Consider the following 25745-nt stretch of genomic DNA (forward strand, 5'->3'; position numbering starts at 1 on the left):
TGCGGAGTGGCGCAAGGCAGGACCGCTCATGCGGTTCAGCGCGGGCAATTCCCTTCGCTTTACGAGCCGTTCCAGTTACGCCAGGCATTCACCAATGACATCATCCAGCGCAGATATCGTCGTTTCCTTCCACCAGGTACAGCTCTCGCTCGGCGGCAGGCTCATTCTGCAGGACTTTTCGCTGGATATCCGGCGCAGGGAATTTGTTTGCGTGATCGGCCCCTCGGGATGCGGCAAGACGACGCTGCTGCGCCTGCTGGCCGGATTGCTGAAGCCGACTTCAGGGCAGGTGGTGCATGAAGGGCGGCCTGTGACCGGGCCGTCGCCGGATGTGGCGATCGTTTTTCAGGATTATGCCAAGGCGCTGCTGCCATGGCGCACTGCGGCAGGCAACATCAGCCTTGCGCTGGAATCTGCCGGCATGCCGAAGGGCGAACGGTCCGACCGCATTGCGGCTCTGCTGCAGAAGGTCGGCCTCTCGCAGCATGGGAACAGGTATCCGGCCCAGCTTTCCGGTGGCATGCAGCAGCGATTGCAGATTGCGCGCTGCCTGGCGCAGGAGCCGGCCGTGCTGCTGATGGACGAACCTTTTGGCGCGCTGGACGCGATGACCCGCCAGAGCCTGCAGGATGAAGTTGCGCGCATCGCCGCCGACAGCGGAACGACGGTGCTGTTCATTACGCATGATCTGGATGAGGCACTTTACCTGGGCGACCGTGTCGTGGCGCTGAAGGCGGATCCGGGGCGGCTGGCCAGGCTCGTTGACGTGCCGCTAGCGCGTCCGCGCGACCAGCTGGCAACGTATGAAGAACCCGGATTTCACGGTTTGCGCCGTTCCCTCTTCGGTCTGGTTCAGGGGAATCATTCATGACGCATGGCACCTGGCACGGAGCGGTACTGCCGCTTGGCGCTCTGGCGGCGGCTGAAGCCGCAATGCGGATGGGCGGCACGCAAAGCGATGCGCTCGCCGCGCCCTCGGCGGTGCTGGCCGCCGGCTGGCAAGCGCTCGCGGACGGCAGCCTGCTCGAAGCCACGCTGCAGACCCTGGAGACCGTGGCCGGCGGCATTGTCATCGGCGGCGGCCTCGGCCTGCTGCTAGGCATCTGGCTAGGGTTGACGCCGGCGGCGGCGCGCTTGTCGCGCGCAACCGTCGAGATGCTGCGACCCGTTCCATCGGTGGCGCTCATTCCGCTGGCCATGCTGCTGTTCGGCTTCGGGTTTCGCATGCAGGCAGCCGTGATTTCCTTCGCGTGCTTCTGGCCGATGCTGCTGCTATCCGAAGCGGCCGTGCGCGAGATCGAACCATGTCTGCTGGAAGTCTCCCGGATGCTGGGCCTGGGACCGCTGAAGCGCGTATTGAACATCGTACTGCCGGCGGCCCTGCCGCGTTTATTCGTGGCGCTGCGCCTGGTTACCGGCGTGGCTCTCGTGCTTGCCATCACGACGGAAATCACGGCCAATCCACGCGGCCTCGGCTACGCGATGATGAGCGCGCAACAGACTCTGCAGCCTGCCCTGATGCTGGCATTCCTGCTATGGGTGGCTGTACTTGGTTGGGGTATCAATGCCTTGATGCTGGCCGTGCAGAACCGGCTATTGTTTCGCCTTGGGCCGGGGAGGCCGGCATGAATCGGGAGCGGCTGGGTTGGATGACAGGAAGTCTGCTGGTGGCCGCGGGATTTGCCGTGCTATGGCATGCGGTATGCGCAATGCAATGGGTGTCTCCGGTGTACCTGCCGTCGCCCGGCGCCGTCGCCGCCGCGCTTGCTGACGGTTTCCGACAGGGGAACCTGGCCGAACTCGCGCTTGGCACCATTGCGCACATGGTCTATGGATGGTTGCTCGCAACATTGCTGGGCATCGTGCTGGGCACGCTGATCGGCGTTTCGCCGTCCGCACGCGCCTGGCTCCAGCCCACTCTGGAATACATTCGGCCACTGCCGGCCTCCGCCGTGGTTCCCGTTGCAATTGCCCTGTTCGGTCTGTCTCCGGCCATGGTGCTGGGCGTGATTGCCTTTGGCGCGGTATGGCCGGTCCTGCTGGCATCGATTCACGGCTTTGCGGTCATCGAGCCGCGCCTGATTGAAACCGCCCGCATGCTGCGAATGTCGCGTTTGGCATTTATCTGGAAGATCGGCTTGCCGAACGCCTTGCCGGATATTTTGTCTGGCGCAAGGCTGTCGCTGACCGTTGCGCTGGTGTTGTCGGTTGTGGGAGAAATGCTGGCGTCGCAGGAAGGGCTCGGCATGGCCATCCTGGTCGCTTCGCGCGGATATCAGTCTGCCGACTTGTTCGCCGGCGTCGTCCTGTTGAGCCTGATCGGTTACGTGAGCGATACGGCATTGAAGAATGCGGAGCGGCGCTTCTTGCGCTGGCGATTGCGACAGGACTGAACCCGGTCTGGCGCGGACGGCATCCTGCAGCCGCGCGAACAGATTGTATCGAGGAGAAAAGCGCCATGTGGGAAAAGATCATACCCGTCGCTCTCAACCTGCTGGAACCTTGTGCGGCTGCGCACGACGGACTGCTGTTTATGCATGCCCGGTCCAGCCAAAAGGAATGCCAGGCCGAACAGCAGGACGGCATACCGATCCAGAGCGGCGCTGCTGCCATACCCGTGACGGCGGGCCTGCCCGTTTTCATGCTGATGGTATGAGAGTCGAGGTATGAGCGCGGACATGTGCGCCGGAACCTTTGTTCATTGAGTCAACCACCAAGAGGAAGAACATGTCCAAGAAACAGTCGAAAGTGATTATTACCTGCGCGATTACCGGCTCGATCCATACGCCGACCATGTCGCCTTATCTGCCGGTCACTCCCGAGCAGATCGCCCAGTCCGCGATAGGCGCTGCAGAAGCGGGCGCGGCAATCGTGCACCTTCATGCACGCAATCCACAGACAGGCGAACCGTCTCAGGATCCGAGGCTGTTTGCCGAATTCCTGCCTGTCATCAAATCGGCTTCCGACGTCGTGGTCAATATCACGACCGGTGGATCGCCGGCGATGTCGGTCGAGGACAGGTTGCGCCCGGCTCACCAGTTCAGCCCCGAGGTGGCATCGCTGAACATGGGCTCCATGAATTTCGGCCTGTACGAAATGGTTCCGCGCTACAAGGAGTTCAAGCATGACTGGGAGTTGCCCTATCTGGCCGGCAGCGATGAGCGCATCTTCAAGAATAGCTTCCGCGACATCGCCTATATTCTTGAATCCTGCAGCAATAACGGCACGCGCTTCGAGATCGAGTGCTACGACATCGGACATCTCTACACGGCGGCGCACTTCCTCGATCGCGGCCTGATCAAGCCGCCATTCTTTATTCAGTCCGTGTTCGGCCTGCGAGGCGGCATCGGCCCGCATCCGGAAGATGTGCTGCATATGAAGCGCACGGCCGACAGGCTTTTCGGCGATGACTACCTGTGGTCGGTGCTGGGTGCCGGCCGCAATCAGATGTTCGTCGCGGCGCAGTCCGCGGTCATGGGCGGCAACGTCCGTGTCGGCCTGGAAGATAGCCTGTGGCTGAAGAAGGGAGAACTGGCGGAATCCAACGCATCGCAGGTGGCCAAGGTCCGCCGCATCCTGGAGGAGCTGGGGCTTGAAGTGGCTAGTCCCGCGGATGCACGGGAACTGCTCGCGCTGAAGGGGCCGAACAACGTCGGCTTCTAGACAGAAATGCCGCATGGCGCGGCATCGACAATGTTTTCCCCACTTTCGTGGGGAAAGAAAGGATTAGCGCGTTGCAGGCGGCACGAAACGCTGGTCGATCGCGCCGAAAATCGAGTGTCCATCCGCGCCGAACATTTCAAAACGCAGCCTGTCGCCGTACTGCAGGAAAGGAGTCTTGGCCTCGCCATGGGCGATGGTTTCCAGTGCCCGCCGTTCAGCCAGGCATGCCGAGCCCACTGTCTCATGGTCGACGTTCGAGAACGTGCCGGTGCCCAGCACCGTGCCGGCGCGCAGATTGCGGTTGTGGCAGAGGTGCTGAAGCAGCTGGCCGAAACTGTAATCCATTTCTCTTCCGTTCGGATGGCCGAACAGCTCTCCGTTGCGATGAACGTGCAGGTCCAGGCAGACACGCCCGTTTGACCATCCCACGCCCAGTTCGTCCGGAGTAACGGCCACCGGTCCGAACGTCGTTGCCGGCTTGGCCTGGATGAAGCCGAATCCCATTCCCATTTCGCGTCCCACATGGGCGCGCATGCTGACGTCGTTGAGAATCATCAGCAGACGGATATGTTTCATGGTTTGATCGGCCTTCGTGCCAAAGGGGATGTCATCCACAATGACCGCGATTTCTCCCTCGAAGTCGCCGAGTTCAGCCTCATCCACCAGGACATAGTCATCATTGGGGCCGCAGAAGTCGTCTCCCTGGCGCTGCACCAGGATGGGAGTTCCCGGCGGAACCTGGGGCGCTACCTTGAACGCCTTTTCCATGATGCTTCCATGATTGAGAAACGAAGAGGCATCGACAAACTGGTAGGCGCGGGGCAGCGGGGCAGCGGCGTCACTGGAATGGAATGGAATCGCGCCCGATATGTCATTGCTGTTGAGCCGATCGGACAAGTCCTGAAGGTAGGGCAAGACCTGTTCCCAATGTTCAATCGCGGCCTGCATGGTCGGCACCTTTGCGCCCGCTTCGACAGCACGGGTGAGGTCCCGCGATACCACGACAAGCTTGCCGTCCCTGGTGCCATTCTTGAGTGTTGCGAGTTTCATCTGTTGCCATCCTGTAGAGTAATTGACGAGCACGATCCAACTGCGGCTTCTGCTGCTGCCTAACGGATCTTACTAGCGGGGCAATGCATGGAAAAGTCGCATGTTGTGATGCACGCTATCGATACCATCAATACGACGGATTGCGTTGGCGCTGCGAAGCTTGCCTCGAACTATCCATTTTCTGGATGGCGCCGATCACCGAATTCCATGCAGGACGCACCGGCAAGACACAGTAAGATCAGCATTGCCCGGGTGCTGCAGGGATTGCATCCATTGCATCCATTGCAGCTATTGCCCTTGAGGCCTCTTCCAGAAACCTACGAAAGAATGACGCGTGTTGGCCCCAGGGATCTCCTTTACCTTTACTTATGCGGTTCCGCCCAGCAAGACGGTGCCTTGCCTCTATCCCGAATCGGATATGTTCCAGCAAATGCCCAAAGTGCTTGCCACGGGGTTCATGGTGGGATTGCTGGAGTGGGCTTGCATCGAGTCCATCAAGGATCACATGGACTGGCCCAAGGTGCAGTCCGTCGGCACCGGCGTGTACTTCACCCACCAGGCTGCGACGCCGCCCGGACTGACGGTTACGGTATCGACCGAACTCGTCGAAGTCGTGGGTAGGAGGCTGTTATTCAAGGTTTCCGCGCATGATGGCGTCGATGTCATATCGCAGGGTACGCATGAGCGTTACCTGATTGACCCGGTGCGTTTCAACGAGAAGCTCAAACAAAAGCAGGAAAGGGCTGCGGACGCCGACTGAGGCGCGGTGCAGATCCCTTTCGTCTTAACCTGTCAACTAAGGAGACCGCTATGGCAAGGCAGCTGATCGATCTGTCGATCTATCTGGAAAACGATGTTCCCTCCGATCCGCCGGGACTGGGACCGAAAATCAATTACAGCACGCACAAGGACGAGCATTCCGAAAAGGCGATGGATATCCTGATGCCCGGCTTCGAACTCGAAGACATGCCTGAAGGCGAATTCGCGGCGGTGGAAAACATTTCCCTGAGCACCCATAACGGCACTCACCTCGATGCGCCGTATCACTTCCACTCGACCATGAACCACGGCGAGAAGTCGACCACCATCGACGAAGTGGACTTGAACTGGTGCTTCCAGCCTGGCGTCAAGCTCGACTTCCGCCATTTCCCGGATGGCTACCTGGTGACGGCGAAGGATGTGGAAGCGGAACTGAAACGCATCGACCATGAACTCAAGCCGCTCGAAATCGTCGTGGTCAACACCTCCGCGGGCAAGAAGTATGGCGACCCGAACTACTGGCGCTCCGGTTGCGGCATGGGTTATGAAGCAACGATGTACTTGCTGGAACGCGGCGTGCGGCTGACCGGTACCGATGCCTGGAGTTGGGACCCGCCGCTGTCGTACCAGGTCGAACGCGCGAAAGCGACAGGCGATGCTTCCCTGCTGTGGGAAGGGCATAAGGCTGGCCGTCATATCGGTTACTGCCACCTGGAGAAGCTTCATAATCTCGAAGCCCTGCCGTCCGATGGCTTTTTTATCTCCTGCTTCCCGCACAAGATCCGCGGCGCTTCCGCCGGCTGGACGCGCGCGGTTGCCATCATCGACGATAAGCTCAAGCCCTGATTGATCATGCCGGCCGGCCTTTGCACCGGCCGGCAACATGCGTTGGGCACGACACAAGCGCTCTACATGCCGGCGTCCAGCGTGGCGCGGGTAAATTCCTCGATATAGTTGATCAGTGCGTCCGAGGCCTTTGCCGCCGCGACATCATCACGGTTGGCGATGGCGCGCGCGACTTCGGCGTGGAGCCGGGCCGCCAACGGCATGTCGGCCACCTGCTTGTAATGGATATACCAGAAGCGGCGGGACAGGGACTGGGTCAGGCTCATCGACGTGGTCAGAAATTCATTGCGTGCCGCCTTGGCCACCAGCAGATTGAATTCCCTGTCAAGGCGCATGAACGTTGTTTCGTCATTGGTGCGGGACGCCTTCTCCAGTCCGCTGGCGATGCGCTTGAACTGAGCGATCTCGTCGGTGGTCACCCGTCTGGCCGCCAGGCGCGCCAGCAGGCGCTCGAGCTCACGGCGCAGCTCCAGCAGCTTGAGCTGGCTGCCGACGTTGATCTCGGAAACAAAGATGCCGCGCTGCGGCAGAATGACCAGCAATTTTTCCCGTGCAAGCCGTTGCACCGCTTCGCGAATCGGCGTCCGGCCGATGCCCAGCTTTGCGCTGAGACTGGCTTCGGACACCGCTTCTCCAGGCGCCAGCTGCAGGGTAACGATCATTTCCTCCAGGTCCGCATAGGCCTTGTCCGTCAGGGTCATGTGGTGTTCTTCAGCCATTTTCGGCTCCGCGGCCTTCTTTGGGCTGCCCGGTTTGGATGCGCTGCTTGCGGCTCGTGACATTGAGTGAATCCTGGAAAGAATTGGAAACGACAGCGCAGTTTACCTAAAAGGCGCCGTTCGCAACAGGATACTCCCATGCGGACATCGGATTGCCCGGAAGCGGCCGGTCGCCGAGCCCCGGCCGCTCGCGGTTCAGTCGGTCAGGATCTTGCCGGCATAGGCATTCGCGACGATCGCTTCGAACGCCTGCCGCGGCGGCTGGATAGGAAAGGCCTTGACCAGGCGCGTGACCGCCAAGCCATTGCTTGCGAGGCCGGCAAGGTCGCCCTTGGTAACACCGAAGTCCTTGAGCGTGACGGGAATGCCGACTTGTGCAACGAGGTCGCGCGTGGCAATGACTGCCTTTCTGGCCAGCTCGGACTGCGATGCGGCGGTGAGCCCGGCCAAGCTGCCAATGTGCGCCAGTTCCCGCTCGCGGACCGGCAGCAGGCTTTGCATGACATAGGGCAGGAACACCGCGTTCGTGCTGCCGTGCGATGCATGCGTCAGGCCGGCCAAGGCATAGGCCAACGCATGCACCGCGTTCAGTCCGGCATTGGCATAGGAAAACGCCGCCAGCAGACTGCCGTAAGCCATTCCGATGCGCGCATCGACGTCCGCGCCTTGCCTGTAAGCCGTCGGCAGATGCGCGAAGCAAAGACGGATCGATTCCGCCGCCATCAACTGCGTGATGTGATTGCGTCCGCTATAGCCCGGATCGGCCAGGCCCTGGCGGTCGAAGTGCATGGAGTCGCAGGTCAGATAGGATTCGATGGCGTGCGTGAGCGCGTCGATGCCGGCGTCGGCCGTCACCTTCGGCGGGCACGAGACGGTAAGCAGGGGATCGACAACCACGGTAACCGGACGCAAGTCGTTATCCATGAGCGCAACTTTGGTGGACGAGTTCTCCTGCACCAGGATGGCGCCCGGCGTGATTTCAGAACCAGCGCCCGATGTTGTTGGAACGGCAACGAGGGCCAGCGGCTTTCCCGGGATCTTGCCTTCCCCCACATAGTCCGCGGGATGCCCGCCATACTTCAATGTCACTGAAAGCACCTTTGCCAGGTCGATGTTGCTGCCGCCGCCCACCGCGATCACATGATCGATATCCGCCAGCGCCGATACTCGGGATAAACGCTCCGCAGCCCGCTGGCACAGCGCGACGCTGGGATCCGGCTCGCCTTCGTCGAATATGACGGACCCGATGCCATGGCTGGCCAAGCTCTCCATCAGTCGGACCACGATGTCCGATTGGTCAGTAAAGAACTTGTCGGTGACAATCAGCGCCTGGCGAAAGCGCTGCTTCTGCAAAAGCGGTGCCAGAGATAAAAGTTCGCCGCAGCCGAACAAGATACGCGAGGGCCACGCCATGAAGGTTTTGTCATTCATCAATTCTCGACTCCAAATTACAATACAACTAATATATTAGTTGTATTGTATTTATTCAGCACTCTTACGTCAATTCATCTTGCGTCCTACAGGCAGCGGCATACCTGCGCGAACCAACCCAACCCTGGAATGTCCAGGCAATCAAAAGCATCGACCATGAAAACATTCAACAGTCCGCAAGGCCCCATCACCTATACCGAACAAGGCAGCGGAACGCCGGTGATTCTCGTGCATGGCATACAGGGAACGGCGAGAACCTGGGATACCATCGTGCCGGCGCTGGCCCGGCATTACCGGGTAATCGCCCCCAACCTGCGTGGCCGCGGCGGTTCGCATGCGCCCGGCGACCTTGATGGCTACCGTCTGGAATGCTTTGCGGACGATCTGCGATCCGTGCTTGATGTAGTGGCCGAGCCTGCGGCAGTCGTCGCCTGGAGCATGGGTGTTTCGGTTGTCCTGGAAATGATCCGCAAATGGCCCGCCGCGATGCTGAATGCCCTGATACTCGTTTCCGGTACCGCGCATGCCGGCGTACAGGCAAGATGGTTTCACGGAGGAAGTCCGGAGGAGGTCGAACAGGAGGCAAGCGAGCGCGCGGCGCGCCTCAATCTCGTTGAAACGGCAACCCCTCTCGCTGTGGCTGGCGCCTGGCGCTCGGTCCAGCAAGCGGATTATCGCAACCTGCTGTGTGCTGTCACCACGCCGACCATGGTTCTCCATGGCGCTCTGGACGATCAATGCCCGATCTCGCATGGCCGCCTCATAGCCGCCGAACTGCCGCGTTGCGTGCTCCATGAATGGAGCCATGTCGGTCACAATCCGATGACGGCCGATCCCGGAAGATTCGTCGCCGAAGTGCATGAGTTCATCGGCAGGCAGTCACAGTCACAGACACAGCCGGAGTTGATCGGCCGTTCGGCAGCGCAAGCAACAGAATGAAAAAGAATGGCATTGACCGGTTTGGTGTATCCAACTAACATATCAGTTGTGTATTTATAAGGAGGAGATTGCACCATGATGTCTGAACGCCAGCGCAAGTTTCGTGAAAACTACAAGTCAAGGATTAGCCCGTTTTACAACGGACTGCTGCATATCGCAGTGATGTACGGAGCCGGCATAAGCGCAATCTACTACTGCGCCGGCAAGCTGCAGAATCCTGGCTGGGAATGGCTGATTGCGATACCTGTTTTCATTGCCGGAAACTTCATCGAATGGGCAATGCACATGTACGTGATGCATCGCCGCATCGATGTGTTCGCGCTGCGTGCCATCTATGAGCGGCATACCCGCGAACACCACCAGTACTTTACCGACAATGAACCCACCATCGACGCCGTCCGTGAATTCCGGATTGTTTTTTTCCCATGGCGGGTCCTGATTACGCTCGGCGTGTTCGGTACTGTTCTCGGTTATACCGCCAGCCAGATCTTCAATGCCAATGCCGGGTATATCGTGTTCATGTCCATGGCGGCCCAATACCTGGTTTATGAAACCTTCCACTATTGCTGCCACGTCCGCGACAACTGGTTCGTCCGCAACATGCCTTTCATCAATACGATCCGCCGCCACCACACCGCGCACCACAATCAAGGCATCATGATGAAGTACAACATGAACCTGACCTTTCCACTCGCCGACTGGTTCATGGGCACGTCGGACCTGCGCCGCGGACTGTTCGGACACCTCTTCAACGGTTACAGCGAAACGCATGTGAAGGAAGAGCTCAAGCCGGTCATCAATCGTTTCCGGATCGATGATTCACGTGTCACTCTGGACGGTCCCGCATTGACCGATGATGAGAAACGCGCGATGGCGCAATAGCACCACAACGCGATGAGGAGCGAATCAATGATGGATGTAGTGATTGTAGGCGCCGCCCGCACGGCAATCGGCGGCTTCGGCGGAGCGCTAAAGGAGTTTTCCGCAAGCGAGCTGGGAACGATTGCGGTGAAGGAGGCGGTTTCACGCGCCGGCATCGACCCGGTGCAGGTGCAGCAGATCACTGTGGGAAATGTGATCCATTGCGAACCGCGTGACATGTATCTCTCCCGGGTCATAGGAATCAATGCCGGGATGCCGCCCGAATCCACGGCGCTGACGGTCAACCGGCTGTGCGGCTCGGGCCTGCAGGCGATCATCACCACCGCACAAGCAATCCAGTTGGGGGAAGCGGAAATCTGCGTCGGCGCCGGCAGTGAAACCATGAGCCGCGCACCGTATTCCATACCCTCCATGCGATGGGGTGCGCGGATGGGCGACGCAAGGACGGTCGACATGCTCGTGGGAGCCTTGTCGGACCCGTTCGGTGCCGGCCACATGGGGGTGACTGCCGAAAATGTCGCCGCCAAGTTCGGCGTGTCGCGCGAGGAGCAGGATCGCTTTGCCGTTGAGAGCCACCGCCGAGCCATCCATGCGATCAACGAGGGTTATTTCCGCGATCAGATCGTCCCGGTCGAAATCAGGGGCCGCAAGGGCGTTACATTGTTCGACACTGACGAACATCCCAAGGCGGACACCACGCTGGAGTCTCTCTCCCGTCTCAAGCCTGTGTTCAAGCGCGAGGATGGTTCGGTCACTGCAGGCAATGCATCCGGAATCAATGACGGGGCCGCCGCATGCGTGCTGATGGCTGCATCGGCGGCGCAGCGATCCGGAGCGATTCCTCTGGCTCGCATCGTGTCGACCGCTGTGGCAGGCGTGGAGCCCGGCCTGATGGGCACCGGACCGATCCCCGCAGTCCGCATCGCGCTTGAGCGCGCGGGCCTGCGCCTGCACGAGATGGACCTGGTCGAATCCAACGAGGCATTCGCGGCGCAAGCGATCGCCGTCGGTAAAGGACTCGATCTCGATCCGGCACGCACCAATCCCAACGGCGGCGCCATTGCGCTCGGTCATCCGGTTGGCGCGAGCGGCGCGGTCATTACCGTGAAATGCTTGTATGAACTGATCCGAACCGGCAAGCGTTACGGCTTGATCACGATGTGTATTGGCGGCGGCCAAGGGATCGCGATGATTATCGAGCGGGTGTAGACGCCGCAGGCATGACCGGCAGGATTTAAAGCTGATTGTTGATTGAATACGACGTATCGCAAGATGAAAAAAGCCCGCTTCCATGGAAGCGGGCCGAAGCCATTCTGGAGACAACCAGACAATGGGAGAGACAAGCTGCCAAGTCGTCGCCTGAACGCCCCCCGAAAATCCCATCTGAGGAAGCGCGCGACACCTGATGCATCTTAGGGAATGCCGCTGCTGCGGACAAGTCGATAAGCTGGATAGCTGCTATCACTGCAGGCAATTCCCGGTGTCCCTATGAAGCGTTGAACTTTTCGCCGCCGTCATGTTGCTCAAGTGTCTTGGCCCGCACGATATCGCCTTGGTCTCGGACTTCAGGCGCGTCGGACCAGGGACGCTCCCGGAATGTGATCCAGTGCTTCGGGCTGGCGCAGTGCCAGTTGCAGATTTTTGTGCGCGACGTGCGCGTGTTCCTTCATCAATGCCTCGATCCTCGCGCCGGAACGAGCCTCGAGCGCATCAACGATATCGTGATGCTGCATCTGTGCGAGTCGCAGGATGTCGAGCGAGCCTGGCAGGCTGGCCTGCGCCGTGACGAACGCGTTGGGCGAAGCGAAGGGCAGGGACGTCACGCGCATCAGTGCGCGTTGCACCATGCCGCTGCCCGACGCGTTCAGGATAAGCGCGTGAAAGCGCTCGTTGGCTTCCGCATACCGCGCAAGTCTTTCAAGCTGCAGACAATGTGAAATCGGACTGGCAAGGGCAGCATCCATCCTGGCGACGCATTCGCGCAGTTCCTGCAGCCGAGACCGCTGTATGCCGCGTTCGGCTGCCATGCGCGCCGCCAAGGCTTCAAGGGTGCCGCGAATTTCGATAGCGTCGGCAATGTCCTCTTCGGAAAATTCCCGCACCGCAAAGCCGGCCGGTTGCAGCATTTCCAGCAACCCTTCTTCCGTCAGGCGCTGCATTGCCGCACGTACCGGCGTGCGGGACACGCCCAGATGTTCCGCCACATCGGTTTCGGCAAGGCGCTCGCCGGCATGGTACTGGCCGCGCAGCACGGCATCGCGTAGGCCCAAGATGGCATGCTCGGTCTGCGATAGTGCGCGTCCGCCGATGCTTTTTTGCAGCGACTTTACTTGGTTCAGATCAGGCATGGTCAGCAACGGATCGGGTCGGCGGCAAATGAACAAGCAAGGAAGTCAGCGAGCCATACCGCCGACGTCGCGCTCCCCGGCCAGCATCCGCTCGATGATGCGGCGCGACTGTACGCCGCCGGCATCGATATTGAGCATCAGCAGCTTGCGGTCCGGGTACTTCAGCAGGTTTGCCTGCTGCTGCTCCAGCATCTCGCGATCTTCGGCAAACACGTTGCCCTGGCCATGGCGTATGGAGGTGGTCAGTTCTTCGTCGTGCGGCTTGAAATTGCGTGCCATGCCCCAGAAATACCAGTGCGTGGTTTCCGTTTCGGGAGTGATGAAGTCCACCACGATGGCGCTTGCCTTGTATTCGGGATCGGCATGGTAACCGCCCTTGCCGGCAAGGGCTACGCCGACTTCGATCAGCACATGGCTGGGCGGCGTGAAATGACAGATCTGCCAGCGGTCCACCGGTTGATCGTCCGGCAAGTCGTTGCCGCGCAGGGCCATTTTCCAGAACGGCGGCGCCATGATGTTTTCCATGAATCGGCTGGTAATCACTTCCTCGGCTTCAAACCTGGTATTCACCGGCGCTTCGTCGATTTCCTTCTGGCCGATGCTGGTCGAATGCACATAGGTTTCATGGGTCAAATCCATCAGGTTGTCGATCATCAGGCGATAGTCGCATTTGATGTGATACAGGCCACCTCCATAGGCCCAGTCGGAACTCTCTGCCCATGCCAGATGATGCAGCTTTGCCGGGTCGGCCTCCCCGGAGTCCCCAGGCCATACCCAGATGAAACCATACCGTTCGATCACCGGGAAGCTCTTGATGGCAGGGAAGCCGCGTACGCGCTGGCAAGGCATCGAGATGGTCTTGCCGTCGCATCCCATTTCCAGGCCGTGATAGCCGCACACCAGCTGTTCATCACGGATGAAGCCGAGCGAAAGCGGTGCGCCGCGGTGCGGGCAGAAATCTTCAAGTGCCGCCACCTTGCCACCGGGACCGCGATAGAACACCATTCTCTCGCCGCAAATCTGGCGGCCCAGCGGTTTGGTCTCGATTTCGTCAGGCGTGCAGGCGACATACCAGGTGTTTTTCGGAAACATGGCGATATTTTCTCCAGGATCAACAGGGGCACGACGGCGAAGCGCGATTGTCATCGTTCTTCTCCGTACGGAATGCATTGCGTCGAAGTGTATACAGCCCGATGTGCCGGCACTATTTGAATATATCGATGCCTGGTATCTGGCACTCGGATCAACGGGAATTGCTCATTAAGGAAGGGCTTCTGTATACAGTCGGCATACGGTCGGCAGGAACTTCCAGGCACCGTCATCGCAAGTCCCGCTGAAAATCGGGCTTACGGTTTTCCGGATGGCTGGCATCTTGAAAATCGCGTTCTCACGGCGCAGGGCAGTCTTTATCATCCGCTCAGAATCAATCAATTTGAAAAACCCATGTCCGATCACCAGAATCCGCTCCTTGACTGGGAGCTCGACCGAAGCACAATCGGCAAGACAGGCGAGGGTCTGCAGCGGCCCGAATGCATACTTGCTCAGGCGGACGGATCGCTGCTGGTCGCGGATGCGCGCGGCGGCATCATGCATATTGCCGCCAATGGCGAGCAAACCTTGAAGCTTCCGGCGTCGCAGACCGGAGCCGAGCAGCGGGCGGGTTTCAAAGACCGCTATGTGATGGCAGTGGGATCGCTGCCGAACGGTCTCGCGTTGCTGGACAATGGCGACATCCTGATCGCCAACTGGGGAACCGACTCGGTCGACCGTTTCTCCCGCGACGGTTCGTACAAGGTCCTGCACACCGAGATCGACGGCCGGCCGATCGGCAAGGCGAACTTTGTCATGCGCGATTCGAAGGGACGCATCTGGCTGACCGTCACCACGCGCATGTCGCCGTGGACGGAATCAATCAATTCCGGCGTGCTCGATGGTTATCTGGCGCTGATGGATGACAAGGGCATGCGCATCGTCGCAGAAGGTTTCGGCGGCACCAATGAAGTGAAGTTCGATGCCAATGAGGAATGGCTTTATGTGGTGGAAAGCAATGCGCGCCGCATATCGCGCCTGCGCGTGCAGCCCGACGGGTCCCTGACCGACCGCGAATTCTTCGGTCCGAGCCGGCTCGAAGGCTTCCCCGACGGATTCGCCTTCGACGCATTCGGCAACCTGTGGGTCACGCTCATCATGAGCGACAAGCTGATCGCCCTCACGCCGCAGGGCGATGTGCTCACGATTCTCGACGACGGAAATCCCGAGGCGACCGCGAGGCTGAACAGGCACTGGCATGAGAAGTCCGTCACGCCCGACATCATGGCGCAGGCGAAAGGCACGCTGGCGCCATGGATGGCGAGCATCACCTTCGGCGGCTCTGACTTGCGCACCGTCTATCTTGGCAGCCTTCTGGGCACAACCATTCCCTGCTTCCGCTCGCCGGTGCCGGGGCTGCCTCTGGCGCACTGGGGTGGACAACGCTTTGCTTGATGACCGCGAGGCATCCGGATTCGCATGGAAAGGCAAGACATGAACATCATCATTACGGGTGCCAGCGGCTTTATCGGCAGGAGGCTGGTCGATTGTCTGCTCGGCCAGGGCACAATGGACACAATGGACACATCAGGATCCGCCAATGAGCCATTCCGGTCGCTGGTGCTGGTGGACATGGCATTCGATCAGGAGTTTCATGATGAGCGCGTGAGACTGGTACGCGGCAGCATTGCGGACCCGCTAGTCCTGCGGGATGCATTCCGGTCTCCCGCAGACTGCGTCATTCATCTTGCCAGCGTGCCGGGCGGCGCGGCGGAAAAGGATTTTGAGCTCGGCCTCGATGTGAACCTCGGAGCAACCATGCAGATGCTGGAACTGCTTCGACGTCAAACCATCCCGGCCCGCTTTGTGTTCGCGAGCACGATTGCGGTATATGGCGCAAGCTTGCCGCCTCTCGTGACGGATGCAACACCCATGCGACCGGTGCTGAGCTATGGCGCCCACAAGCTTGCCAGCGAGATTCTGCTGCAGGATTACAGCCGGCGTGGCTGGGTCGACGGACGCATCATCCGGCTGCCGGGTATCGTTGCACGTCCGCCGGCGCCATCCGGTCTGCTGTCGGCCTTCATGAGCGACCTCTTCTGGAAACTGGCCGATGGCGAAGCTTTCACCGTTCCTGTCGCGCCCGAAGCGAAGACATGGCTGATGTCGGTCGGCTGCTGCGTCCGGAATCTGATGCATGCCGCCAACCTGCTGTCCGAGGCCGTTGCCGCAAGGCGGGATTTCACTTTGCCTGTATTGCGGATTTCCATGTCGGAAATCGTCGATGCAATGGCAAGCATGTTCGGCAGCGACCGGCGCAGGCTGGTGACCTATGCGCCTGACGAGCAGCTGGAAGCGGTCTTCGCACGCTTTCCGGAAATGGACATGGCGGCTGCATTGAAGGCCGGCTACACCCATGACGGCACGGTCGAGAACCTGGTGCGCAATGCGCTTGCCGGGCGCGATCCTTCGATTGCCTTGTGATGCTATTGGCCTTTCCGATACGTGGCTTCCAATCTATCAATTTTACGTAGGGACGCCAGCTGTTTATTCTGTGCCGGCAGGTCATGGCATACAAAACGATATGCCCTACAAAAAATATCTGTCGGAAGTATCGAAGAGGTACGACAGCAATTCAATGAGGAGATAGGAATGAAGGGGAGAGGCATGCGGTCACGCCTTGCGTTCAAGCGCATCTTAATTGCCGAACTGATCGGCGTTTCGGCAATCGGCATGATAGCGCCGGCACACGGTTTCGAAATTGATTCGGGCAATGAAGACGTCAAGATCCGTTGGGACACGACGGTCAAGTACAGCACGGCATATCGCGTGAAGGATCGCTCGCCGGGGTTGTCCACTTGCGCCATCTGCACCAATCAGAATGACGGCAACCTGAATTTCGACAAGGGCTTCGTCTCCAACCGCCTCGATCTGTTCAGCGAGTTCGATGTCGTGACGCGGCACTTTGGCGCGCGCGTCAGCGGTGCCGGATGGTACGACAGCGTTTATAACACGAGCAACGATAATACCTCGCCGACGTCGAACAGCATTCCTTTCAATACCTTTCCGCGCGGCACACGCTCCCTGATGGGACGAAAGGCGGAAATTCTGGATGCCTTCGTCTTTGGCAAGGGTGAAATCGAAGACATGCCGGTATCGGGCCGGCTGGGGCGTCATGCGCTTGTCTGGGGTGAAAGCCTGTTCTACGGCAGCAACGGCATTGCAGGAACGATGGCGCCGACGGACCTGATCAAGCTGACCAGCGTGCCGAACGCCCAGTTCAAGGAGACCGTGCTGCCGACAGGCAAGCTGTCGGGACAGATACAGGTATCGCCAACGGCGTCGTTGGGCGCTTACTACCAGTATGAATACCGCAAGACGCGTTTTGTCCCTGTAGGCGCCTATCTTTCGAGTTCCGATACGCTCGGCGAAGGCGCCCAGCGTATCATCGCCGGCAATCCGTTTGCGCCTGTGGTGCCCCAATTCTCCTATCGCGGCGATATCGAGCCGCGCGACTCTGGCCAGTACGGCACTCAGTTGCGTTTGCGCTCAGAAGATCTGGATACGGACTTCGGTCTCTACGCGATTCGCTATCATGCCACCGGTCCGAGCAATAACCTCACGACGCTGACCGGATTCCCGCCCGCGCTCACGCCGAGCAGCTATCAGTGGGTGTATGCGGAGGGAATCAAGGCGTTCGGCGCCAGCTTCGCCAAGACCGTCGGCGAAGTGGCCCTTGCCGGCGAAGTTTCAGTTCGTCGCGACACGCCACTGGCCAGCTCGGGACAAGCGATCTTGCGCAGCATCGGTGTCAATACAACGCTTAACAACAATTCCAATCCGGGATATGCGGTCGGCAATACCGCGCACGCCCAGCTGTCATGGATCGCATCCTTGCAACCATCGTTCATCGCGGCCGAGTCTTCGCTCGTGGGGGAAGTCGCCTGGAATACGCGGACCAGCGTCACGCGTAACGCCAGCATGCTCAATCCCAATGCGGACAAATCGGCGTGGGCATTCCGCATGGTGTACACCCCGACTTATCGTCAGGCGTATCCGGGCCTCGATCTTTCCGTACCCATCGGGCTCAGCTACACACATGGACGCTCGTCGGCAGTGGGGTCGGGTTTTGGCGTCAATCGGGGCGGCGACATGAATATCGGATTGACGGGCACTTATCTGAATGACTGGACCTTTACGTTGAACTACATTCATTTCTATGGCAAAGAAGCGCCGAGCACCGATGCGGCCAACAATATCCAGTTCCTTCAGGCCTTGAAGGATCGCGACTATCTCACATTTTCCGTTCGCACTTCCTTCTAATGAGTTGGAGACAAATCATGTTGATGAAACGACTTGCATCGCATAGCCTGACCTTTGCCATTGCCTCGGCTGCGTTCGGCCTGCATGGCGCGCATGCAGCGGTCGGCGCCGATGAAGCGGCACAGTTGAAATCCACGCTGACCCCCTTCGGCGCCGAAAAAGCGGGCAACAAGGAGGGAACGATTCCCGCATGGACCGGCGGCCATACTACGCCGGTTCCCGGCTTCAAGAACGGCGGCCGCCGCGGCGATCCGTTTGCGGATGAAAAGCCGCTATTCACGATTTCGGCCAAGAACGTCGACCAGTATACGGACAAACTGTCCGATGGCACCAAGGCGATGTTCAAGCGCTACCCGGACACCTATCGCGTCGACATCTATAAGACGCACCGCACCGCGGCAGCGCCGCAATGGGTGTACGACAACACGTTCAAGAATGCGACCACAGCGAAAATAAATGGCACAGTAATCACCGGCGCCTACGGCGGGATTCCTTTTCCGATTCCCAAGTCGGCCAATGAAGTGATGGCCAACCATCTGCTGCACTGGCGCGGCGACGCATGGCGCATGGACTTCCGTCATTTTCTCGGTACGTCGGATGGCAAGCGCGTCATGTCTGCCGAAGGATCGGCGGATTACCAGATGCCTTACTACGTCAAGGATGGCGAAAGCAAATTCAAGGGCGATTACTGGATGATCCGTTTAGCCACGTCGGGTCCGGCGATCCGTGCAGGCGAAGCCATCGTGGGTCGAGAAAATCTCGACCATGAAAAGACCCAGAGCTGGACGTATCTGCCGGGACAGCGGCGTGTGCGCAAGCTGCCAAACGGCTGCTGCGATACGCCCACGCCCGCATCCGCAGGGGTGATGAGCTTTGACGAAATCGATGTCTTCGCCGGTCGTCTCGACCGCTTTGACTGGAAGATCGTCGGCAAAAAAGAGATGTTCATTCCATACAATTCGAACCGCACGCATATGGCCAGCGAGTCGGCGTTGTTCGGGCCTCACCACATCAATCCGGATCATGTGCGCTGGGAATTGCATCGAGTATGGATAGTTGAAGCCAACCTCGCATCCGGAAAACGGCACGTCGCCCCGAAATCGCGTTACTACATTGATGAGGATTCCTGGGTTGCGGTCCTGGGCGACCGCTGGGATGCCAATGGCCAGCTCTGGAAAACCTTGTGGACCATGCCGGTTGTCATGCCGGACCTGCCGGCTACCACGCCGCAGCAGCAGTCCGGATTCTATGATCTCGTCTCCGGAGCCTGGTATTACAGCGGATCGGTTAACGAGAAGAACTCGCATTACAAGATTCAGGCTCCGCTGCCGGATTCGACCTTCACTCCGGACTCGATGGCCGGAGAAGGTGTCCGGTAATTGTCCTGCGCTAATCAGGATAGCCGGTCTGCCTTGTCTGGCAGCCGGCGCAACCTGATCAATTTGGTTTGCAAACCTGCTTTGGCGGTGTCTTAGCGAGCTGCCGAAGCTCAGGATTTCATCATGAAAAATCTCTCTTCGATGCATCCCGCGCGCACCGCGGGAACGGCGCAAGGCCTGATCCTGCTGATGTTGAGCTGCCTGCCGGTCCTTGCCGTCGTGCTGCTTGGTGCAGTACTGCCGCAGATCAGGCATGCCTTCCGCAATGTTCCTTCGGTGGATGCGCTCGCCCCGCTGGTCATGACCTTGCCTGCGCTGATGATCGCGCTGTTGTCCCCCTTTGCCGGCGCAATCGTCGACAAGCTCGGACGACGCATGCTCTTGTTCTGGAGCCTGGTTCTTTACAGTGTGTTCGGTACGGCCCCGCTATGGCTGGATTCTATTTACGCCATTCTCGTGTCCCGCGCGGCCCTTGGCGTTGTCGAAGCCGGCATCATGACCTGCTGCACGGTGCTCATCGCGGATTACTTCGACGGCGCGCGCAGGGAGAAGTGGCTTTCGCTTCAAACCGTGGCGACTTCGCTGGCCGCGACAATTTTCTTCGTGGTTGGCGGCGCGCTCGGCGAACATGGATGGCGCACGCCGTTCTGGCTGTATGCCGCGTCGATCGTCTTATCGAGTCTTGTGCTGCTGTTCTTGTATGAGCCGGCGCCTGTACAGCGCGAGCAAGCCGGGCAGGGTGCGGGTGATGCGAACGTTTCAGCCTTTCCGTGGCGGCCGATGGTGGTCATTTATTCCATCACGATGTTCGGCGTCATCCTGTTTTTCATCATTCCCGTGCAAGCGGGCTTCTTGTTGAACAAGCTTGGTATCGCGTCGTCGCAAGAGATCGGGAAAGCGATCGCTTTGAATTCCATCGGCGTCGTTATCGGCGCCGCGAGTTTCAGATGGCTTGCGCGGCACGGCACGCCCTTGCTCCTGACGGCGGCATTCCTGATTTCGGGCGTAAGTCTGATCATGTGCACGCTGGCGCAAAACTATGCAAGTTTCATTGCAGCGATTGCATTGAACGGTCTCGCATGCGGCCTGACGCTGCCCGCTCTCGTCAACTGGTGCGTATCGTATCTGCCGCCGCAGTTCAGGGGCAGGGGCATCGGCGGCTTTCAATGCAGCTTCTTCTTTGGACAATTCATCAGTCCACTGGTGGTCTTTGCCGCCACAGCGCTGGCGGGCGATCTCAATCGAGCGATAGTGTCAATCGGAGTTTGCTGTGCTGTGCTCGCAGCCTTTAGCCTTATGGCTAATCGTTTGATTGGCTATACGCCTTCGGCACTTTCTGCGGAACCCGTTCTCGGGCATATGTAATTATTCAGGAGTGTTGATATGAATGAAAAAGCGTATCCATGGATTGGTCTGGCCGGGCGAGTGCTCGTTGCGGCTGTCTTTTTGCACTCGGGAGTCGGCAAGGTGCTTGGATTCGAAGGAATCTCAGCCTTTATCGCCTCCAAGGGCATTCCGATTTCTTTTGCCGTAGCGGGGGGAGCAGCACTTTTGGAAATTGCTTGCGGGCTTGCACTTCTGTTCGGCTTCAAGGTGCGGCTGGCAGGATTCCTGCTCGCCGCCTTTACTGTGGCGGCCACCGTGTTGTTCCATAACTTCTGGAGCGAGCCGCCCGGAATGATGCGGATGATGCAAACCATCATGTTCTCGAAAAACCTGGCAATTCTTGGCGGCCTTTTGTTCATCATCGGCTTCGGTCCAGGCGCGTTCGCTCTGAGCGGCAGGCGCGGTCCGGCTTGATTTTCTGATCTCCCGGGTGTTCGCCTGACCAGAAAAGCCTGCCATGTACCGCCGAGGAATTGGCGCGTTGACGCAGGCCACGTTGCGTCTACGCTTGAGGAAGGATGGCAACCTCCATGCCCTGAATGCCAAGCAGTCATGCCTTGCCAATTTCGTCGGGATTGGCGTTCAAAATTTACGCCATCCTGTCTGGAACAATATAAATCTCGCCTTCCGGCGTGACAACGGTAGGCAGTGCCTGAAGCGATAGTCCTATACACGGCCCGTAGGTGCACTTGCCGGTTTCGATCTCGAACTCCGCGCCGTGAGCACTGCAGAGGATGCGAGTACCGCCCTTGTTGAGATAGTCATCCTTTCGCCAGGGCATGGGCGGGCCGTCATTGCCATAATGAGGGCATGAGTCGCGGTAAGCGAAGATGCGCTGGCCCCGGCGTACCATCAATATGGAATCCCGTCCCCGCTTTCCCGGATCGAAGCCGCGTGATGCGCCATCCGGGATGTCATTGAGCATGCACAAGAAAAAACCGATGGCGGTCATGATGCTTCTTCCTCCACGCTACCGGCAGTGACGCGGACGTTAACGGATGGGCGAGCGAACCATGCTGGAATTAAGTTTGATTCGAAATAGTGGAGCATGACATGTAATCTCCCATATGCCAGTCTGCTGCGCTGCGGTGGTCCGAGGCGGTCAACTGATGAGCTTGGACGAACCTGTAGCAAGGGGTATTGACCTGATTTAGGAATTTGTAGCCAATCAGTAGGTTTGTCTTCTGGTTCAAGCACTCTGCTTTTGCCACCGCTCGCCAATCTGGAGGCCTCTTGTCCATACTCGGCTTGCTTCGACTTATGCGTTCCCGCACAATTGGGGAGCGAGGCGGTTGAATCGTATAACTCTTTACTGGGGTTTTACAACCCCAGTTCCAGCCCTCTCGAGCTGGTAGAGTTTATTCTTGCTCTTTTTTAAGCGAAGCTTCCAGTTTGCGTCGCGACTGGATGGCTGCTTGGTCAGCCTGCACAATAATCTCGGGATAGTCCAAGTGCCGCGGATCGCGCAAGATCATCTCCTGGACTTTTTCAAGAATGAACTTATCCTCAGCATAGCCCTTGGGCACATGCTGACGCATACCTTCCAGATATTCGGGCGACAATTCCGTATCCCATCCCATGAACCAGGTGTAACGGAACCGGGTCGGACTTTCGGGAGTCGTCAAATGCATGATTTGAAGCGTCCATTTATCGCGCTCACCAGGCTTCGGATTCGGATGGCGAATTTCGAGGAAGCCAACATGCGCTGCTGGCGTGTAGGAAGTGCTCCAATTGGTTCGCTCGGCTGGCGTCTGCATGCCGAGCCCTGTGGGAATGCCGTAGATTGCTGGCAATGGCGCCGCCGCAAACTCTTGACGGAAGGTGACGGTTGAATCCGTAACTTCGACTTTGGGGGGATTCGTCCAATCCGACGCACCAATTGTAGTCGGATGCACATGCGGAATGTGCGTCAGATCGAGAACATTCTCTTTCAGGAGCTGATAGTTGGCATTGACTTCACTAAAGCCGTTGACCCACCACCATTTACCATTCGTCAACCAAGACGTATCAATCGGCAGAGGCACACCTTCTGCCTTGGCAGCGTCGCCCATCCAGATCCACACTATGCCGTCTTTCTCCTGCAGCGGATAAGCCTTTACCTTTGCCTTGCTCGGAATAGTTTTTTGCGAAGGAATTTCGACGCATTGGCCCTCAGGGCAAAACTTGAATCCATGATAGGGGCAGACGATGTTATCCCCGTCGATTCGTCCTTCGGACAAGGGGGCCCAACGATGGGGGCAGCGGTTATCCAAAGCCACGGCGCTGCCATCCTGCTTGCGGTACAGCACAACTGGCTCATCGAGCAGCCAGAGGCCAAGTGGCTTTTCATGAGACACGTCTTTCGACAAGGCGGCCACCCACCATAGATTGCGTGGATAGTTCGCAGGCTGGGTAAAGCCGGTGCCGGTGTCGATGCGTGTAAGCGGGAATTCGACAGGCTGGTTCATCAATTATCTCCTCATAAATGGATTATGTTCACAATCGCAAAGCGGCGGGTAATTCGGGGCCAGCATCCTGCACGAATACATGGAGGCATGTTAGGTTAATGTACGATGTACGATAAGCCGAATAAATTGAAGTGCTGTATCACAGGCGCAGATACCTTATCTCGGACATCAAACGGATCGCACGCTTCGCAATTCCTGCAGGACCGACACCATTCTGTTGCACCGATTTTTTATCAGGTTGCGTATCCAGGCGGTGCGCCGCGTTTGTTCGGTGGAACCCGTCCCAAGATCACTTCTCGCCCGCGATTTGAGACGCTAATGTGCGGCGAACCCGAATTGCTCCTGCATCCGCTTGGCAGGACAGCTCGGTTTTCGTGCTGCCATAACGTTCAATATGGGGTTCGATTTCTTCAAGTACGGTGACATCTTCCGCAATAACCCGAGCCATCTGAGCAAGCATCATGGCACTAAACTCATCATCGTCAGCGCGGAAATTGCGCGAGATGGCATTGAAATAGTGCGTAGTCGTCGGTGTTTCCGGCGTAATGAAGTGAATGAAATGGAACTGCCTATCAACACCTTCTTCGGTTATAACCGCCGGCCCGACTGCATCGACTAGACACGGGCCGTAGTAATCAGACGAGAGATAGCTTTCTACAGTGGTTCCAGCAATGTCCGGGAAGAAGAAGGCGAGGGGACCTTCTACTTTCGTATTTGGAAATTTTCGTAATACGCGTATCGATTGGTCATCGTTCGACATGATCGGCGGCGTAGCCGCTATGAAATCGTTGTTTCCTAATGTCTTTTCGTGAGAGTAGGAAATATGGCTGAGATCCATTAAGTTATCTACCAGGATCGAATACCTAGCCTTGAGCGGTGTATTGCACCCCACATCAGCACGCCATTGTTCTGCGCCGAGCCCTATGCGCTCAATCGGGGGAATTTTAGTTGGGTCAGCAAGTTCTGGATCACCCATCCAAATCCAGGTTAATTCCCAACGGTCGACGACCGGATAACTCTTCGTCGCGAATCGTGCAGGAACAGCTTCTTGTGCCGGTATCGCGGTGCAACGGCCTGAACAGTCAAACTTATAACCATGGTAACCGCATACTACTGTATCGCCAAGCAGCTTACCAAAACGCAAAGGATAAAGACGATGCGGGCAAAGGGCTGCAAGCGCGACCGGGTCACCCGCTTCGGTGCGATAAAAGACAATCGGCTCGTCAAGAATACGCCGCTCAAACATTTCCCGGCTAATTTCGTTACGGATTGCTGCTACGTACCACTGGTTCTTTGGATAAGGTTTATGTTGCTCAATGGGATACATTTTGTCTCCGTATTCCTTGTTGTTATGAATGCTTAAATATAAGCATCTAACATACCGCCTTGCTAATCAGGGCGAAATACGAAAAAATCCAAAACGCCGGCGGAATCGTCCAAACGAGAAGATATTGTTTTTATAGTGCGAATGGTTTTGGGAAATCAATAATGGATACATTGTCGGAAGTGCTGTCTCCATTCAAATGTACGGACCAGGTCCTTGGAACATCCAAATTGAATGGTAATTGGGCATTCGTGATTGAAGATATATTGCCTGGCTACTGCCATGTCATCACGGAGGGCACCTGCTGGTTCGAAGGCGAAAATAAGCAACTGGTACAGCTGTGTGCCGGCGATAGTATTCTTGCAGTTAAAGGCGGCGAGATCAGACTGACCTCGGTCCCTGGTATCCCATTCTCTTCATGGGGGAAGATGTGGGAAGGGCGTCGATTGCCGAAATTCCGTAAAGGGAACTCAATAGAAAGCCCAATTAAAATCAATTTCAAGCAGGCCGGATATAGTTTCGGTGTCAATGAGGCGACGCCCAGTACTAGCATTCTCACCATGGCTTTTTGCATTCATAGCGAATCCCAAACGTTGATAGATGCGCTACCTGCACGAATCGTCATAAGTGCATCGGAACTGAATATGCGACCTTGGGTGGAGGGCATTCTGGCACTGCTAGACGAGAGGGAACGGCATGTCGATAAAGAAGGCTTTCACGCTGAGTCCGGAAGACTAATTGAAGCTTACCTGCTGCGTCTAATACGCTTTCATGCCGCGACCTCAGATTTTTCTGTATTGGGATTGGTGCAGCGTGTGGGAGACTCAAGAATTACAAACGTCTTATTCGCGATGAATCGAAATCTCGCGATAGATTGGTCGCTGGACTCCCTGTCTTCGATCGCCGGCATGTCACGGTCAGCATTTGCGCAGAAGTTTTGTAGCATGGTAGGCCAGACGCCATTTGAATACCTTACCATGTTAAGAATGCAATTGGCGTGTCACCTTCTAAGTAAAGAAACTATCAAGATGGTAGAAGTCGCAGCAAAGTCAGGTTTTCAGTCCGAGCGGACATTCCGCGATGCCTTTAGACGGCATCACGGAATGTCGCCTTTGGAATATCGACGCTCTGTCATCCTTGCCCATGCGACGGCAGAAGTTTCGCATTACTCGTGATATTCTTAAATCAGGCGGCAGAGCCACCCTACATAGGTTGGGCTT

The 25745-nt window shown here is 57.9% G+C and carries 26 protein-coding genes; 17 read left to right on the forward strand and 9 right to left on the reverse strand.

Annotated elements, in window-relative coordinates; translation table 11 throughout:
• Window positions 1-94: 94 nt before the first annotated feature.
• The 5 genes from ASE07_RS02790 (at window position 95) to ASE07_RS02810 (ending at window position 3663) form a co-directional block, all read left to right on the forward strand.
• On the forward strand, window positions 95-871 hold the full coding sequence (locus tag ASE07_RS02790) for an ABC transporter ATP-binding protein (protein WP_057289286.1): 777 nt from the start codon (window positions 95-97) through the stop codon (window positions 869-871).
• Window positions 868-1629: an ABC transporter permease gene (locus ASE07_RS02795; protein ID WP_057289287.1), complete on the forward strand. Its 762-nt coding sequence runs from the start codon at window positions 868-870 to the stop codon at window positions 1627-1629. Before ASE07_RS02790 ends, ASE07_RS02795 begins: the two co-directional genes overlap by 4 nt.
• Window positions 1626-2393 carry an ABC transporter permease gene (locus ASE07_RS02800; RefSeq protein ID WP_057289288.1) on the forward strand — a complete coding sequence of 256 codons (768 nt, stop codon included), beginning with the start codon at window positions 1626-1628 and terminating at the stop codon, window positions 2391-2393. Before ASE07_RS02795 ends, ASE07_RS02800 begins: the two co-directional genes overlap by 4 nt.
• Window positions 2394-2458: 65 nt before the next feature.
• Entirely contained in the window at window positions 2459-2656 is a 198-nt protein-coding gene (locus ASE07_RS02805; protein WP_057289289.1) for a hypothetical protein, read from the forward strand.
• A 71-nt stretch (window positions 2657-2727) separates the two neighbouring features.
• On the forward strand, window positions 2728-3663 hold the full coding sequence (locus ASE07_RS02810) for a 3-keto-5-aminohexanoate cleavage protein (protein ID WP_057289290.1): 936 nt from the start codon (window positions 2728-2730) through the stop codon (window positions 3661-3663).
• A gap of 63 nt (window positions 3664-3726) precedes the next feature.
• On the opposite strand, the gene ASE07_RS02815 is transcribed toward ASE07_RS02810, so the two are convergent.
• A complete protein-coding gene (locus tag ASE07_RS02815; RefSeq protein WP_057289291.1) occupies window positions 3727-4713 on the reverse strand; it encodes a fumarylacetoacetate hydrolase family protein in 987 nt (328 codons plus the stop codon).
• 334 nt (window positions 4714-5047) lie between these two features.
• On the opposite strand from ASE07_RS02815, the gene ASE07_RS02820 reads away from it, so the two are divergent.
• The gene (locus tag ASE07_RS02820) at window positions 5048-5473 is read left to right on the forward strand and encodes a thioesterase family protein (RefSeq protein WP_057289292.1); all 426 of its coding nucleotides are present in this window, start codon (window positions 5048-5050) and stop codon (window positions 5471-5473) included.
• Window positions 5474-5523: 50 nt separating this feature from the next.
• Window positions 5524-6318, forward strand: a complete 795-nt coding sequence (locus ASE07_RS02825) for a cyclase family protein (RefSeq protein WP_057289293.1) — start codon at window positions 5524-5526, stop codon at window positions 6316-6318.
• Window positions 6319-6380: 62 nt separating this feature from the next.
• Here the strand turns inward: ASE07_RS02825 and ASE07_RS02830 are convergent, their stop codons facing one another.
• Window positions 6381-7100: a GntR family transcriptional regulator gene (locus tag ASE07_RS02830; protein ID WP_057289294.1), complete on the reverse strand. Its 720-nt coding sequence runs from the start codon at window positions 7098-7100 to the stop codon at window positions 6381-6383.
• Window positions 7101-7232: 132 nt separating this feature from the next.
• Window positions 7233-8468: an iron-containing alcohol dehydrogenase gene (locus ASE07_RS02835; protein WP_057289295.1), complete on the reverse strand. Its 1236-nt coding sequence runs from the start codon at window positions 8466-8468 to the stop codon at window positions 7233-7235.
• A 156-nt stretch (window positions 8469-8624) separates the two neighbouring features.
• On the opposite strand from ASE07_RS02835, the gene ASE07_RS02840 reads away from it, so the two are divergent.
• The 3 genes from ASE07_RS02840 to ASE07_RS02850 all read left to right on the forward strand — a co-directional run bounded on the left by ASE07_RS02840 (window position 8625) and on the right by ASE07_RS02850 (window position 11498).
• Window positions 8625-9407: an alpha/beta fold hydrolase gene (locus tag ASE07_RS02840; RefSeq protein WP_057289296.1), complete on the forward strand. Its 783-nt coding sequence runs from the start codon at window positions 8625-8627 to the stop codon at window positions 9405-9407.
• A 75-nt stretch (window positions 9408-9482) separates the two neighbouring features.
• A complete protein-coding gene (locus ASE07_RS02845) occupies window positions 9483-10289 on the forward strand; it encodes a sterol desaturase family protein (protein ID WP_057289297.1) in 807 nt (268 codons plus the stop codon).
• Between the two features lie 27 nt (window positions 10290-10316).
• A complete protein-coding gene (locus ASE07_RS02850) occupies window positions 10317-11498 on the forward strand; it encodes an acetyl-CoA C-acyltransferase family protein (protein ID WP_057289298.1) in 1182 nt (393 codons plus the stop codon).
• A 356-nt stretch (window positions 11499-11854) separates the two neighbouring features.
• Here the strand turns inward: ASE07_RS02850 and ASE07_RS02855 are convergent, their stop codons facing one another.
• The 3 genes from ASE07_RS02855 to ASE07_RS29565 form a co-directional block, all read right to left on the reverse strand.
• Complete coding sequence (locus ASE07_RS02855; protein WP_057289299.1) at window positions 11855-12637, reverse strand: GntR family transcriptional regulator; 783 nt, start codon at window positions 12635-12637, stop codon at window positions 11855-11857.
• 45 nt (window positions 12638-12682) lie between these two features.
• Window positions 12683-13729: an aromatic ring-hydroxylating oxygenase subunit alpha gene (locus ASE07_RS02860; RefSeq protein WP_057289333.1), complete on the reverse strand. Its 1047-nt coding sequence runs from the start codon at window positions 13727-13729 to the stop codon at window positions 12683-12685.
• A gap of 168 nt (window positions 13730-13897) precedes the next feature.
• The gene (locus ASE07_RS29565; protein WP_235548329.1) at window positions 13898-14230 is read right to left on the reverse strand and encodes a hypothetical protein; all 333 of its coding nucleotides are present in this window, start codon (window positions 14228-14230) and stop codon (window positions 13898-13900) included.
• Here ASE07_RS29565 and ASE07_RS02870 point away from each other — a divergent pair.
• The 6 genes from ASE07_RS02870 (at window position 14225) to ASE07_RS02895 (ending at window position 21168) form a co-directional block, all read left to right on the forward strand.
• Entirely contained in the window at window positions 14225-15121 is an 897-nt protein-coding gene (locus ASE07_RS02870) for an SMP-30/gluconolactonase/LRE family protein (protein ID WP_235548330.1), read from the forward strand. The two genes, ASE07_RS29565 and ASE07_RS02870, sit on opposite strands and share 6 nt — an antisense overlap.
• A 39-nt stretch (window positions 15122-15160) precedes the next feature.
• Window positions 15161-16150, forward strand: coding sequence for an NAD-dependent epimerase/dehydratase family protein (locus ASE07_RS02875; protein ID WP_057289302.1), 990 nt, complete (start codon window positions 15161-15163; stop codon window positions 16148-16150).
• A 183-nt stretch (window positions 16151-16333) separates the two neighbouring features.
• The gene (locus ASE07_RS02880; RefSeq protein ID WP_057289303.1) at window positions 16334-17989 is read left to right on the forward strand and encodes a DUF1302 domain-containing protein; all 1656 of its coding nucleotides are present in this window, start codon (window positions 16334-16336) and stop codon (window positions 17987-17989) included.
• A gap of 17 nt (window positions 17990-18006) precedes the next feature.
• Window positions 18007-19368, forward strand: coding sequence for a DUF1329 domain-containing protein (locus ASE07_RS02885; protein ID WP_082583919.1), 1362 nt, complete (start codon window positions 18007-18009; stop codon window positions 19366-19368).
• Between the two features lie 123 nt (window positions 19369-19491).
• Window positions 19492-20733: an MFS transporter gene (locus ASE07_RS02890; RefSeq protein WP_057289304.1), complete on the forward strand. Its 1242-nt coding sequence runs from the start codon at window positions 19492-19494 to the stop codon at window positions 20731-20733.
• 18 nt (window positions 20734-20751) lie between these two features.
• On the forward strand, window positions 20752-21168 hold the full coding sequence (locus ASE07_RS02895; RefSeq protein WP_057289305.1) for a DoxX family protein: 417 nt from the start codon (window positions 20752-20754) through the stop codon (window positions 21166-21168).
• Between the two features lie 175 nt (window positions 21169-21343).
• Here ASE07_RS02895 and ASE07_RS02900 read toward each other — a convergent pair whose 3' ends face one another.
• The 3 genes from ASE07_RS02900 to ASE07_RS02915 all read right to left on the reverse strand — a co-directional run bounded on the left by ASE07_RS02900 (window position 21344) and on the right by ASE07_RS02915 (window position 24528).
• A complete protein-coding gene (locus ASE07_RS02900; protein WP_057289306.1) occupies window positions 21344-21706 on the reverse strand; it encodes a Rieske (2Fe-2S) protein in 363 nt (120 codons plus the stop codon).
• Window positions 21707-22112: 406 nt separating this feature from the next.
• Window positions 22113-23201, reverse strand: coding sequence for an aromatic ring-hydroxylating dioxygenase subunit alpha (locus ASE07_RS02910; RefSeq protein ID WP_057289308.1), 1089 nt, complete (start codon window positions 23199-23201; stop codon window positions 22113-22115).
• A 289-nt stretch (window positions 23202-23490) separates the two neighbouring features.
• A complete protein-coding gene (locus ASE07_RS02915) occupies window positions 23491-24528 on the reverse strand; it encodes an aromatic ring-hydroxylating dioxygenase subunit alpha (RefSeq protein ID WP_057289309.1) in 1038 nt (345 codons plus the stop codon).
• Window positions 24529-24689: 161 nt separating this feature from the next.
• Between ASE07_RS02915 and ASE07_RS02920 the strand changes: the two genes are divergently transcribed.
• Window positions 24690-25700, forward strand: coding sequence for an AraC family transcriptional regulator (locus ASE07_RS02920; RefSeq protein WP_057289310.1), 1011 nt, complete (start codon window positions 24690-24692; stop codon window positions 25698-25700).
• The last annotated feature ends 45 nt before the right edge of the window (window positions 25701-25745 follow it).

The organism is Noviherbaspirillum sp. Root189 (assembly GCF_001428545.1).
Classification (GTDB): Bacteria; Pseudomonadota; Gammaproteobacteria; order Burkholderiales; family Burkholderiaceae_D; genus Noviherbaspirillum.